The sequence below is a fragment of the Rhabdobacter roseus genome, from assembly GCF_014202275.1.
GTDB lineage: Bacteria > Bacteroidota > Bacteroidia > Cytophagales > Spirosomataceae > Rhabdobacter > Rhabdobacter roseus.
Genome location: NZ_JACHGF010000003.1, coordinates 617,881 through 629,980 on the forward strand (window position 1 = coordinate 617,881; position 12,100 = coordinate 629,980).

11 protein-coding genes are annotated in these 12,100 nt (G+C 52.7%); 4 read left to right on the forward strand and 7 right to left on the reverse strand.

What is annotated here, in order from left to right; genetic code table 11:
* Nucleotides 1-909 (forward strand): SDR family oxidoreductase, encoded by a 909-nt coding sequence (locus HNQ92_RS12400; RefSeq protein WP_184174331.1) that lies wholly within the window; start codon nucleotides 1-3, stop codon nucleotides 907-909.
* An 86-nt stretch (nucleotides 910-995) separates the two neighbouring features.
* On the opposite strand, the gene HNQ92_RS12405 is transcribed toward HNQ92_RS12400, so the two are convergent.
* A complete protein-coding gene (locus HNQ92_RS12405) occupies nucleotides 996-1,538 on the reverse strand; it encodes a Dps family protein (RefSeq protein ID WP_184174332.1) in 543 nt (180 codons plus the stop codon).
* A 177-nt stretch (nucleotides 1,539-1,715) separates the two neighbouring features.
* Here HNQ92_RS12405 and HNQ92_RS12410 point away from each other — a divergent pair, with 177 nt between their 5' ends.
* Nucleotides 1,716-2,459, forward strand: a complete 744-nt coding sequence (locus HNQ92_RS12410) for a methyltransferase domain-containing protein (RefSeq protein ID WP_184174333.1) — start codon at nucleotides 1,716-1,718, stop codon at nucleotides 2,457-2,459.
* A 164-nt stretch (nucleotides 2,460-2,623) separates the two neighbouring features.
* Here HNQ92_RS12410 and HNQ92_RS12415 read toward each other — a convergent pair whose 3' ends face one another.
* The 3 genes from HNQ92_RS12415 to HNQ92_RS12425 all read right to left on the reverse strand — a co-directional run bounded on the left by HNQ92_RS12415 (nucleotide 2,624) and on the right by HNQ92_RS12425 (nucleotide 7,198).
* Complete coding sequence (locus tag HNQ92_RS12415) at nucleotides 2,624-3,430, reverse strand: helix-turn-helix domain-containing protein (RefSeq protein WP_343062995.1); 807 nt, start codon at nucleotides 3,428-3,430, stop codon at nucleotides 2,624-2,626.
* A gap of 158 nt (nucleotides 3,431-3,588) precedes the next feature.
* Nucleotides 3,589-4,590 carry an aldo/keto reductase gene (locus HNQ92_RS12420; protein WP_184174335.1) on the reverse strand — a complete coding sequence of 334 codons (1,002 nt, stop codon included), beginning with the start codon at nucleotides 4,588-4,590 and terminating at the stop codon, nucleotides 3,589-3,591.
* Between the two features lie 211 nt (nucleotides 4,591-4,801).
* On the reverse strand, nucleotides 4,802-7,198 hold the full coding sequence (locus tag HNQ92_RS12425; protein ID WP_184174336.1) for a TonB-dependent receptor: 2,397 nt from the start codon (nucleotides 7,196-7,198) through the stop codon (nucleotides 4,802-4,804).
* 47 nt (nucleotides 7,199-7,245) lie between these two features.
* On the opposite strand from HNQ92_RS12425, the gene HNQ92_RS12430 reads away from it, so the two are divergent.
* The gene (locus tag HNQ92_RS12430; protein WP_184174337.1) at nucleotides 7,246-8,496 is read left to right on the forward strand and encodes a sensor histidine kinase; all 1,251 of its coding nucleotides are present in this window, start codon (nucleotides 7,246-7,248) and stop codon (nucleotides 8,494-8,496) included.
* Nucleotides 8,493-9,188: a LytR/AlgR family response regulator transcription factor gene (locus HNQ92_RS12435; protein ID WP_184174338.1), complete on the forward strand. Its 696-nt coding sequence runs from the start codon at nucleotides 8,493-8,495 to the stop codon at nucleotides 9,186-9,188. Before HNQ92_RS12430 ends, HNQ92_RS12435 begins: the two co-directional genes overlap by 4 nt.
* 170 nt (nucleotides 9,189-9,358) lie before the next feature.
* Here the strand turns inward: HNQ92_RS12435 and HNQ92_RS12440 are convergent, their stop codons facing one another.
* From HNQ92_RS12440 to HNQ92_RS12450, 3 genes are all read right to left on the reverse strand, one after another.
* Nucleotides 9,359-9,865 (reverse strand): DUF6691 family protein, encoded by a 507-nt coding sequence (locus HNQ92_RS12440; protein WP_184174339.1) that lies wholly within the window; start codon nucleotides 9,863-9,865, stop codon nucleotides 9,359-9,361.
* A gap of 152 nt (nucleotides 9,866-10,017) precedes the next feature.
* On the reverse strand, nucleotides 10,018-10,593 hold the full coding sequence (locus HNQ92_RS12445) for a YeeE/YedE family protein (protein ID WP_184174340.1): 576 nt from the start codon (nucleotides 10,591-10,593) through the stop codon (nucleotides 10,018-10,020).
* Between the two features lie 34 nt (nucleotides 10,594-10,627).
* Nucleotides 10,628-12,046 (reverse strand): MBL fold metallo-hydrolase, encoded by a 1,419-nt coding sequence (locus HNQ92_RS12450; protein WP_184174341.1) that lies wholly within the window; start codon nucleotides 12,044-12,046, stop codon nucleotides 10,628-10,630.
* Nucleotides 12,047-12,100 lie beyond the last annotated feature (54 nt).

The window sequence follows — 12,100 nt, forward strand, 5'->3', positions numbered from 1 at the left end:
TTGGAGAAAAAACGAATTCTTGTTACCGGTTCCAACGGCCTGCTGGGCCAAAAGCTGGTGGAGTTGCTGATTACCCAGCCGCACATACAGACCATCGCCACGGCCCGGGGTGCCAACCGCCTGCCCTTTACCGACGGCTACGAGTACGCCCCGCTGGACATCACTGACGCCGGGCAAGTAGCCCAGGTACTGGACAAGTACCAGCCGCAGGTGGTGATCCACACCGCCGCCATGACCAACGTAGACCAGTGCGAGACGGAGAAGGACGCCTGCTGGGCTCAGAACGTCACGGCCGTGCAGTACCTGGTAGAGGCCTGTAAAAAGACGAACAGCTTTCTGGTGCACGTTTCTACGGACTTTATCTTTGACGGTGCGGCGGGCCCCTACGACGTAGATGCCGAGGCCAACCCGCTGAGCTTTTACGGCTGGAGCAAGTACGCCGCCGAAAAAGCCGTGGTGCATTCCGGCATCCGCTGGGCCATTGCCCGCACGGTGCTGGTGTACGGCATCGCGCACGACATGAGCCGGAGCAACATTATTCTATGGGTAAAAAAATCGCTGGAAGAAGGCAAGTCCATCAAGGTAGTAACCGACCAGTGGCGCACGCCTACCCTGGCCGAAGACCTGGCCACGGGCTGCTTCCTGCTGGCCGACCAGGAAGCCGAAGGTACCTTTAATATTTCGGGCAAGGACCTGCTCACACCCTACGAAATGGCCATAATGACGGCCGACTACTTCGGGTTGGATAAAAGCCTCATTGCCCAGGCCGACTCAAGTACCTTCACACAGCCTGCCCGCCGTCCCGCCCGGACGGGCTTTATCCTGGATAAATCCTACCGGGTACTTGGCTACCAGCCGCACAGCTTCCAGGAAGGCATCGCGCTGCTGGCCGAGCAAATCAAGGCTTAGTACTTCTTTACGCTTTCCAAAAAACCAAAAGGCCTGCCCACGCAATGGGGCAGGCCTTTTGTTCGGTGTGGATCTTTCGTAAGGTACTAGGTTTCGATCAGACCGGGTTCGGGGGCAAAAATGGTGTCTTCGCCCAGGAAGTGCTCAATGTGGTGCGCACGGTCTTCGGTTTTATACAAGATCCCTTCCAGCAGGGCCTTGGTACCGTAGTCACCTAGCTCAAAGGCCCGACCGATGGTCTTACGCAGCTCAATGGCAATTTTCTTTTCCGCTTCCATGTCATTCTGCAAGCTTTCCCGAATCCGGAAGACACCCTCCGGCTCGTGCTCCACGTAGGAGAGCTTATACACGTTTTCGGGGTGGCAGGTAGGCGCTACGCCCATGACGGTTAGCCGCTCGGCGATTTTGTCGTACTGCTCGTGTACCTCCGTGTAGTTGGCCTCAAAAAAGAGGTGCAGGTCCCGAAACTGCGGGCCTTCTACCAGCCAGTGGTGCTTGTGGTACTGCTGATACAGCGTAATGAACGACGACAGGTGCCGATCCAGTTCTTTAGCCATTTTAGTGGCCGTATCTTTGGACAAACCAATCGGGTTGCCTTCGTATTCTTTTTGTTCTCTAAGCTTTTCCATGGTAGTCAACTCCTAATGTTGTTTTAATAATACCCTCCGTTGAAAAAGCTATTCCGTGGAGCCAAACCGGGCTCATGAGCGCTATGCGGGGAATTGAAAGGAATCTTTTCTACAACCTGAGCAGAATTTGGTCTACCTTCGCAGCCACAATTTTACCTACTTTTTTACGTACTTACTATGGCTTGGTACCATACGTTTTTTGAAGGTCTTCCGCAGCAAGCCTGGAAGCAGAATCAGGACGAAGAGCATACCGACTGGGAGGTCGATTTCCTGGTCGATGTGCTGGAGCTGGCTCCCGCCGACCGGGTACTTGACGTCCTGGCGGGCTACGGGCGCCACGCTTTGCCGCTGGCGCGCTTGGGGTACCTGCTCCGCTGCGTGGATATATCGGAAGAATACTGCGAAGAACTACGGCAGGCCGCCCAAGCCGAGCAACTACCCCTGGAGGTACTTCAGGGCGACTTCCTGCAAACGCCCCTGCCCGAAGGTACCTACCCGGCGGCCTACTGCCTGGGCAATAGCTTTAGCTTTTTTCCGCGGGAAGAGATGCAGGCTTTCCTGAACCAGATCGGCCGGGCGCTGGCTCCGGGCGGGCGCTTCGTGGCGCACACGCAGCAACTGGCCGAAAGCGTGTTCCCGCACTTTCAGGAGCGGAGCTGGATGCCCGTGGGCGAGGACATACAGTACTTGTCGCAGAACGAGTACCTGCCGCTGGAGGGCTACATCGAATCGCATCTCACCTACGTGCGCGGTGCCGAACGAACCACCCGCACCATTCGGCAGTACGTGTTCACGCTGGCGGAGCTCACGGCCATGCTCAAGCAGGCTGGGCTCACCGTCCTCGAAACCTTCAGCAGCCTTGAAGGCGATGCCTTCACCCTGGGCGATGAGCAGCTTTATTTATTGGCCATCAAAGAGTAAGAAGTTCTTTAAGCTGCAACATTGTCTTTCCGGCTGCAACCCCATCGGCCTTGAGGTTTTGTAGCAAGAATATTCTAAGAAGCTGATCCGTGCCGCTTGTTAGGACTCGGCGGGGCTGCTCCCTTCGAGGGGCCCGCGGCAGCGGCAATCGTATTGTTTATTGCTTAATTAAACGATTGTCGGTATTGTAAAGGAGTCAGCTTGGTCTTGTTCTTGAACAACCGGCTGAACGATTGGGGAAAATCAAAACCCAGTCGGAAGCCAATTTCACTAATAGTTAAATCCGTTTGCGTGAGGAGTTCTTTGGCCTTTTCGATGACGTAGCGATGAATGTGCTGCTGGGTGTTTTGACCCGTGTACGTTTTCAGAAGGTCGCTTAAATAGCTATCCGAGTAATTCAGCTTTTCGGCCAGATAGGAGACTGAAGGTAACCCCTTGCTTAGGGCCTTATCATGGGAAAAGTAATCGGATAAGACGGCTTCCAACCGGATCAGTACATCATGGCTAATGGGCTTTCGGGTCATAAACTGCCGACCGTAAAATCGCTGGGCATAACTCAACAGCAGGTCAAGATGAGCCATCAGCACCGCTTCGGAATACAGATCAATCCGGGCGTTAAGTTCATCACGAAGCATCGTCATCACCGAAATCATCATCGTTTCTTCCTGATCGGACAAGTGAAGTGCCTCATGAACGGTATAGTCGAAAAACCCATACTGCTTGATTCGCTGGCCGAGCGGGTGCCCTCGGATGAAGTCGGGATGAAACACCACACACCAGCCGCTTGGTTTGTGGTCGTCGGTAATATTGCTCGTTACTTGGCCGGGTGCAGTGCCAAACAGGACGCCTTCGTCGAAATCACAGTAGCCCTGTCCGTAGCGTACTTTACCCGTTACATTGCGTTTGAGCGAGATGCAAAACAGGTCAAGCACAAGCGTTTGCGGGCGGGTGTCGGCTCGCGTATGATCCATGTCATCGAAATTGAACACGCTGATCAAGGGATGCACCGGTTTGGGTAATCCAAGGATCCGGTGTTGTTCCGAAATGGAAGGGATCAGATAAGGTGATGACTTTTTCATATATTGAAACTAAATAGCAGTCAGGATTTAAGCCCTGACTGCATACGTGGTTACTGATCGATGGCTTGCATGCCCGCCTGATCATACCGATCACCCGTCAGGGTTCCTAGCGGGATAATCGCTTCCAGACGTGCCAAGTCTTCCTCAGTAAGCCGGATTTGGGTAGCCCCGATGTTTTCTTCCAGGTATTTCCGACGTTTGGTGCCGGGGATCGGCACCACGCCTTTCGCCAGCACCCAGGCCAGGGCCAGTTGTGACGTGGTGACCTGCTTGTTAACCGCCATGGTCTGAATCTCGGCAAGCAGTTCCAGGTTCTTATAAAACTGCTCACCCTGAAAGCGGGGTATAGAACGCCTGAAATCAGCGGCGTCCAGATCGTCCGGACTTTTTAATTCGCCCGTAATAAAGCCGCGGCCAAGGGGTGAATAGGCCACAAAGCCAATGCCTAGGTCATCGAGTGTCTGCAAAATACCGGCTTCTTCCGCGCTGCGTTCGAAAAGCGAATATTCGGTTTGGACAGCCGTAAGGGGATGGATCGCATGGGCCCGCCTGATTGTCTCGGAAGACACTTCTGACAAGCCAATGTAACGGACCTTCCCTTCCTTGACTAACTCGGACATCGCTTCCACGGTTTCTTCAATGGGGATTGTCGGATCCAGGCGATGCAGATAATACAGATCCATGTAGTCCGTGCCCAAGTTTTTTAACGATCGTTCGGCGGCTTTCCTGACATAGGCCTTGTCGGCTCGGAATTGCCAGGTTATCTGACCGGCATCATCAATTTCCCAACCAAATTTGGTGGCAATAAGGTAGTCGTCCCGTCGGCCTTTGATCGCTCTGGCGATCAATTGTTCGTTGATCAAGGGCCCGTATAGATCCGCCGTATCCAGAAAGTTACCCCCCAATTCGCGGGAGCGATGAATCGTTGCAATAGCCTCCGCTTCGTCCGCTTTCCCATAAATATCCATGTGAGCCATCGCTGTCATACCCATGCAGCCCAGACCAAGTGCAGGTACCACGAGTCCCTGGCTCCCTAATTTTACCTGTTTCATACGATAATTGTTTTGGTTGACCCTGCAAAAGTAGGGAAGCGCTGCGGGTGCCGATTAACCGTTTTCGGGAGGATTGTATCCGAATTCAGGATACCAGACCTTTAGGGGGCACTCAGAGAGAAACGGCCGTTGACTACATCGGTAGCTTGTTAGTATAAAATCAAGGATTACGCGACGATATTGTTGTACGAGAAGTAGGGAATTTTCTTCCTTACTGCGCCCGTTGTTTCTCGGATGCACCCACATCTTTGTTCCGGTAGCCGGATTGTTTCAATCGGCCCATCTGATACGATATCGAAAACCGAACGTAGTGGGTATTGTACTTTCTGCCGTACAGGATGTCGGTTGTACCTAGCCGGTACGCTCCGGCGGCCCGTACCTGGTGAAAAAGATCGTTGACTTCAAGATTGCAGGTTAATGCATCTTTGAGAAACTTCTTCTCAAGGCTAAAATTCACCGAAGACTGTGCTTCCCGTAAATAAATGCCATCTTGTTTTTCGCTTTGGTACCATGCCATTGCGTACAGCGTGATCCATTTACCTACGTTAAAGCGGTTCTGAGAATAGAGGTAATAGTAAGGCTGGTTAGCCCTTCTGGCAAAAATCCCCGTATCGTCGATGACATTGTTGTAGCTCATGCTCGCCGTGTTGGTCGAGTTCCACCACCTTGTGCTGACCGTTTTGCTGATCGAAGCAAAGTAGGCATCTTCTTTACGGATATTGGAGAGTCGCAGAATATACACGCGCGGGTCATCCTCCGCCTGAAAGGCACCGCCGCTGATCAGATTCAGGGTATGGTTGTAGCCGGTTTTTATACTCCAGCTATGTAGGGCAGCACCAAGCTCGAAAGCGTGCACTTGGGCGGGTTGAAGGCTGGGGTTCCCCTGAATGGACGTGAAGCTGTCCTGATAAATAACAAATGGGTTGAGCGATTGGTAGGAAGGGCGGTTGATGCGGGAGGAATAGGTAAAGTAGGCGTTCACACTCTCGGAAAATTTCGCGGTCAGCGAAGCATTGGGAAAGACATTACCATACCGATCGGTGAGGGCGGCCTCCTCTTCCATACGGGTCAGCAACGTATAGTTGGTCCATTCTGCCCGCATGCCTAAGCTATAGTCCCATCCTTTTCTGATGCGGCCCCGAAAATTAACGTATCCGGCAGGTACTCGCTCGGTGTAGTCAAAATCGCTTGATAGCTGGTCGTCCTTTGTTGCCGTTCCGTTTTTGTCGATATTCAGGAAAGTGGTAAACGAGTAATTGTTTACGTAAGCCAGCTTGCCGCCCGCTTCCAGGGTGCCCCCCCTTTTTAAAGCCTTCGTGTAATCGGCCTGGATGCTCAGGATACGGATGTTGCCTTCTCCCACGTTGTTGATTAACGTGGTATTCTTCGTATTTGCCACGGTTGCCGACTGGCGGATGTCGTTGTTGAAATCGTGCCGGTATGACGCGTACTGCCCCCCAACGAACAGGTTTGCCCCCAACGTATCGATAGTCCAGACGTAGTTGGCATTGAGGGTGTTGTCCAACGACAACTCATCCCAGGCCAACGTGCTCGTGTAAAGCCCGGTTTCGTGGTCGATGATGGTATTGGCGCTCAGTTGGTCGCCACCCAGTTTTTCGTAAGCCCCGGTGTACTGAAGAGATAAGTAACTGTTTCGGTTCCGGTCGTATTGAAGGCCCAGGCCATAGTTGGAGTAGTTGTCGTACTTGTATCGCCAGTCGGTGGTGAGCTCGGAGCTAAAAAGATCGTGCGGCGCGTTTCGGACCCGGGTCGTTGTTAATATCATACGGTCGTTACCTACCTGCAAACCATAATTGCCGTTTACCGACCAGGCTCCCTTGGTATAGCTGAGGTCGGTATTGGTTCGGTTATCATACCCGGCAAACGTACTGTACGAATAGTAGTTTTTAAGCACAGCCTGAACACCCTCGTTTTCATTACGCCTGGTAATGATGTTGATGACCGCCTGGCCCTGGGCGTCGTAGCGAGGGCCGGGATTGCTAATGATTTCGATCCTGACCACCTGGGTGGGCGAAAGGGTGGACAGCTGGTCGTTCGACACCCGGACTCCGTTTATAAAAAGGATGGCGGCCCCCTTGCCGAAAATACCGATCTGGCCCTCGGCATCGTACACCACACCGGGAGACCGGCTCAGTATCTCATCAACCGACGTACTGGTGGCAAGGGGGGTGTTTTCGATATTTATTTCAATCGATCCATCGCTTCTTCCCCGTACCAGGGGTGCCTTGGCCATCACGACCACTTCGTTCAATGCGTTGGCTGCCGCCCGCAGTACGATATTCCCTGCATCCACCTGGGTACTGTCTTCGTACAGAAGGGTTAAGTAGGTATCCTGAAATCCAAGGGAAGTAATTTTTAGAAGTACTTGTTGCTGATTTAACCCGGAGAGTTCAAAGTGGCCTTCCAGAAAAGAGGTTCCCTTGATAAGGCTGGAATCTTGGGGATTGATGATGATCGCGTTACCCAAAACGGCTTCTCCCCCCGTATCGATAACATAGCCCTTTACGGAGGTAATGGTTTGGGCGTTAGAACAGAGGCTGCAAGCGAAGAGGCAGGCAGCGAGGAAGATGGTCAGACGGCTTGTCATAGGACTTGTGTAAACGGCGAATAATCAGTACGACCGCAAAAGAACCCATGAAAGTCTTCGCGCAAGCGAAAAGTAGATCAATCGCCACTTTGGGCAGCCAGCGGAGGTTTGAGCGGGGAAAGAGGGTTTTCATCCACGCAAATGGCCTGTCTGACACCTTGCATGGTTCCATTGACTACTTTTGTTTAGTACCGTCTTATTTGTCGTTACCTTGCTACATCGCAATGAACCACCTAGTAAGCTTATACCATCGATGGGACACCCCTTTACTCAGGAACCTGGTTTTCTGGGCGGTGATCTATTTATTTCACCTCATTACGACCAACCAGGCGTTTTACAGCAACGCTACGCATCTGGTGGGGGCCATGTCCCTCATCACGTTGCTCCAAATCGGAGTCGCCTACACCACACTCTACGGACTGATTCCCTATTTTCTGAACAAAAAGCGTTTTTTGGTCTTTGCCATTTTGCTGATCGTACTACTATGCTTTGCGGCGGCTGGCTACCACGCGGCCAATTACTACTACTTTGAACCCACTTACCCTCAATCCTACGCAACACGTTTTGAGGCATTTGGCTACCAATCCATGTTCGAACGGATTACCGATATTCCCCTCACCGCCAGCAAAACCATTTTTTTATTCTCACCTACCGTTCTGCTGCTGCTCTTTCAGTTTTACCGTGACCAGCAGCGCCTTTCGGAAATCAACGAGCAGAAAAAGACGGCCGAACTCACTGCCTTGAAGCACCAGCTAAATCCTCATTGTCTATTCAATACGCTGAATAACGTGTATGCTCTGGCTGTCAAAAAATCAGATAAAACGCCCGAGGTTATCAGTAAATTATCGGATATCTTAGACTATGTCTTGTACCGGTGTAACGAAGATTACGTACCACTGGGGAAGGAAGTAGAGCTGATCGAAAACTACCTAACCTTGGAGAAAATACGCTACGGAAAGCGGGTTGCTATTACATTTAATCCATCTTATGGACAGGATGTTCGGATCGCCCCTTTGTTACTATTGACTTTTGTAGAAAATGCCTTCAAGCATGGCGTCAGCCAGGAGATCAACCAGGCACGTATTGACATCAAGTTACATGCGCATAAAAACACCATTGCCTTTTCTATCAACAATACCATCCCGGCCGACGCAGCCCAGGATCGCGAAGCAAAACCGGCAATTGGCCTGATCAATGTCAGAAAGCAACTGGAACTGTTATATCCCAACGCGCATCAACTGCAATTGGACGAGGCGATGGATGCCTATAGGGTTACTCTAGAACTGAAAACACCATGACCTACACCTGCCTGATTGTCGATGACGAAGAACTCGCCCGCGAGTTGATTGCCACCCATTTGAATAAGCTGGCGGAATTCGAAGTCGTAGACACTTGTGCTAATGCCCTGGAAGCCAGAAAAGTTTTACAGCAGACACCCGTGGATCTGCTTTTTTTAGACATCGAAATGCCCTTGATGAAGGGGACCGATTTTTTCAAGAACCTGCATCACAAACCCAGCGTTATTTTCACTACGGCGTACCGGGACTACGCGCTCGACGGGTTCAATTTGAACGCCGTAGATTACCTACTGAAACCGATTACCTTCGAGCGCTTGTTTCAGGCCACCGAAAAATTCCTGAGTCAGCAACCCGACATACTTCCTGATTTTCCCAGAGGACATAAGAAAGAATATATTTTCATTCCAAAGAACCGAAAACAGGTAAAATTATTACTGGACTCCATTTTGTTTATTGAAAGCTTCAAAGACTATATCACCATTCATACGCTCGAAGAAAAGCACTCTATTAAATACAGCATCTCTTCCTTTCAGAAATTGCTAGACGATCGTTTTCTCCGTATTCACCGATCCTACATCGTTCATGTACATAAAGTCACGGCCTATACGAAGCAGGACGTAGAAATTGAAAAACATGAAATCCCAATTGGTGAGCAATACCGCTCATTGGTGCAACAATACTTTGAGCATTGAATGCCAGTCAACGATTAATACCTCATAGTCCTGCGTGAAGGGCAAGGGACTCATCGCCCCTCTCTTTCACGCACTTAAATAATGAAACAACGCAAAGTGTAATGTACTTTCCCCAAAAGTACCCCCATGCCCCGAGCCCTCTGCCCCTTGCTAAAAGTACCCTCTGCCACTCAGTGGGGTAGTTTGGGGCGAAGGTACCCGTAGGTCCAGGTACCCAGGATGGCGCTGAGCAGCGTCACGACCACGGCCAGGTACCCGCTGCCGATCTGGGCGAAGAGCGGACCCGGACAAGCCCCCGTGATGGCCCACCCCAGCCCGAAAAGTACCCCACCGTAGATTTGTCCGCGGTTGAAGGTCTTGGGCGTCAGATGAACGGACTCGCCGCTCAGGGTTTTGATGTTGAATTTCTTGATCAAAAAGATGGAGAGCATGCCTACCGCCACCGCCGAGCCAATGACTCCGTACATGTGGAAGGAATCCAGACGAAACATTTCCTGAATCCGAAACCAGGAGATGATCTCGGCTTTAACAAACACAATCCCGAAAAGTACCCCCACGAGAAGGTACTTGAGGTTCGCCACCGGTCCTTCCGGCTGCGCCTGCTCGTTAGGAGCGTCACAAACAAATTCTTCCGCCAGGGTCGCGTTTAGCTCCAGGTCTTTTTCAATTTTATTCATAGCGTTCAGAGATTTTATAGGTACTTTTAAAAGTCCCCCTCTACTGAAAGAAAGGGGACTTTTAGGAGAAGGGACCGTGCGTTGAAGTTCAGGACCGTCCCAAAAAGCGCACTAACTAAGCAAGTCCCCCTCTACTAAAAGGAGAGGGGGATTTAGGGGGCGAGGTTCAGCAGCCACGGCAACAGCACATGGGTACCTACAAAGCCGCCCACCATGAAGCAAATCGTGGCCACCAGCGACGGCCACTGGAGGTTGGAGAGCCCCATGATGGCGTGGCCCGAAGTACAGCCCCCGGCGTAGCGGGTTCCAAACCCCACCAAAAAGCCCCCCAGCACGAAGAAGATCAGCCCCGTAGGAGTGAAGATATTCTCCACGGTGAAAATATCGGCGGGCATAAGGCCCGAAAAATCACGGATGCCCAAGGCCGATAATTCGGCGCGGGTACTTTCGGCTACCACCAGGTCGGCGGGGTTAGCCAGGAAGTACGTAGCGATGAATCCGCCGAGCAGGATACCCAGCACGAAGAACAGATTCCAGACTTCCTTCCGCCAGTTGTACGTAAAGAACGGAATATCGGCCGGGAAACAAGCTGCGCAGATATGCCGCAGCGACGACGAAATCCCGAAGGATTTGTTACCCAGCAGCAACAGCGCGGGCACCGTAAGGCCAATGAGCGGCCCGGCCACGTACCAGGGCCAGGGCTCGCGGATCAGTTCGAGTAAATTCATGCTTGATCAATGGGTGTTTGTTAATCCAACTTACTCAACTTTTCTGAAGGGTGGTGGGGCACACAAAGTTCGTACGGGGTACTTCGGTTTGAGCAATAGCCCCAAAGCCACCCGCCACGTCCACGATTTGCTCAAAGCCGCGCGCTTTCAGAATGGAGGCGGCGATCATGGAGCGGTACCCACCGGCGCAGTGCAGGTACAAAGTACCCCTGCGGGAGTATTCGGCCATCTGCTCACTGATGAAATCGAGCGGTAGGTTTATCGCCCCCTCGACGTGTTCGGCTTCAAACTCACCCGGCTTGCGCACGTCTACGACCACGCCGTCCAGGCCCGTCTGGTACTTTTGGGCAAACGTCGACGCCGAAATCGACGGCAGTGAATCGACCTCCTTGCCCGCCTGCTGCCAGGCTTCGAAGCCACCCGCCAGGTACCCCAGCGTGAAGTCGTAGCCCACGCGCGCCAACCGCGTAATCACCTCCTCCTCGCGCCCCGGCTCCGTAACGAGCAGCAGCGGCTGCTCCAGGTCAGGTACCAGCGCCCCTACCCAGGGCGCAAAGCTCCCGTCGATGCCAATATTGATGGAGTTGGGAATGAAGCCCTGGGCAAAATCGCGCGCGGCGCGCGTATCCAACACGAGTGCGCCCGTTTCGTTGGCGCCCGCTTCAAATTCCTCCGGGCTCAGCGCCTGCGCTCCGCGCTCAAGTACCTCGTCGAAACTATCGTAGCCTTCCTTGTTGAGCCGGACGTTCTGCGGGAAGTACTTCGGCGGAGCCAGCAGGCCGTCGGTCACTTCCCGGATGAAGTCCTCCTTGGTGAGTCCGGCCCGCAGGGCGTAGTTGAATTTCTTCTGGTTGCCCAGCGTGTCGGAGGTTTCCTTACTCATGTTTTTGCCACAGGCCGAGCCCGCGCCGTGCGCCGGGTACACGATCAGGTCGTCGGGCAAGGTCATGATTTTATTGCGCAGCGAGTCGTACAGGTACCCGGCCAGGTCGTTCATGGTCAGGTCGGTCTTTTGGGCCAGGTCGGGCCGGCCCACGTCGCCGATGAAGAGCGTATCGCCGCTGAAGAGCGCCGTCGGCTTGCCGTTTTCGTCCAGCAGCAAGTAGCATGTACTTTCCAGGGTATGGCCGGGCGTATGCAGTGCCCGGATCGTGACTTCACCAACCCGAAATTCCTCACCGTCGTGCGCGATATGAGCCGCAAAACCCGTTTGGGCGTTAGGGCCGTACACGATGGTCGCGCCGGTTTTCTGGGCCAGGTCCAGGTGACCCGACACGAAGTCGGCGTGGAAGTGGGTCTCAAAGACGTACTTGATCGTGGCCCCGTCCTTTTCGGCGCGTTTGAGGTAGGGCGTTACTTCACGCAGCGGGTCGATCACCGCCGCTTCTCCGGCCGACTCAATGAAATACGCACCCTGCGCCAGGCATCCGGTATAAATTTGTTCAATCTTCATAAGTAGAGAATAAGGTACTTCTTCGGTACAAACCTACGGGAAGCATAACAACAC

What these genes read in the sequence shown, in the direction of transcription:
- HNQ92_RS12445 (WP_184174340.1), bottom strand. Translation starts at nt 10,593, where the DNA reads ATGAATTTACTCGAACTGATCCGCGAGCCCTGGCCCTGGTACGTGGCC.
- HNQ92_RS12415 (WP_343062995.1), bottom strand. Translation starts at nt 3,430, where the DNA reads ATGGATCATACGCGAGCCGACACCCGCCCGCAAACGCTTGTGCTTGAC.
- HNQ92_RS12410 (WP_184174333.1), top strand. Translation starts at nt 1,716, where the DNA reads ATGGCTTGGTACCATACGTTTTTTGAAGGTCTTCCGCAGCAAGCCTGG.
- HNQ92_RS12405 (WP_184174332.1), bottom strand. Translation starts at nt 1,538, where the DNA reads ATGGAAAAGCTTAGAGAACAAAAAGAATACGAAGGCAACCCGATTGGT.
- HNQ92_RS12425 (WP_184174336.1), bottom strand. Translation starts at nt 7,198, where the DNA reads ATGACAAGCCGTCTGACCATCTTCCTCGCTGCCTGCCTCTTCGCTTGC.
- HNQ92_RS12435 (WP_184174338.1), top strand. Translation starts at nt 8,493, where the DNA reads ATGACCTACACCTGCCTGATTGTCGATGACGAAGAACTCGCCCGCGAG.
- HNQ92_RS12450 (WP_184174341.1), bottom strand. Translation starts at nt 12,046, where the DNA reads ATGAAGATTGAACAAATTTATACCGGATGCCTGGCGCAGGGTGCGTAT.
- HNQ92_RS12430 (WP_184174337.1), top strand. Translation starts at nt 7,246, where the DNA reads ATGAAAGTCTTCGCGCAAGCGAAAAGTAGATCAATCGCCACTTTGGGC.
- HNQ92_RS12420 (WP_184174335.1), bottom strand. Translation starts at nt 4,590, where the DNA reads ATGAAACAGGTAAAATTAGGGAGCCAGGGACTCGTGGTACCTGCACTT.
- HNQ92_RS12440 (WP_184174339.1), bottom strand. Translation starts at nt 9,865, where the DNA reads ATGAATAAAATTGAAAAAGACCTGGAGCTAAACGCGACCCTGGCGGAA.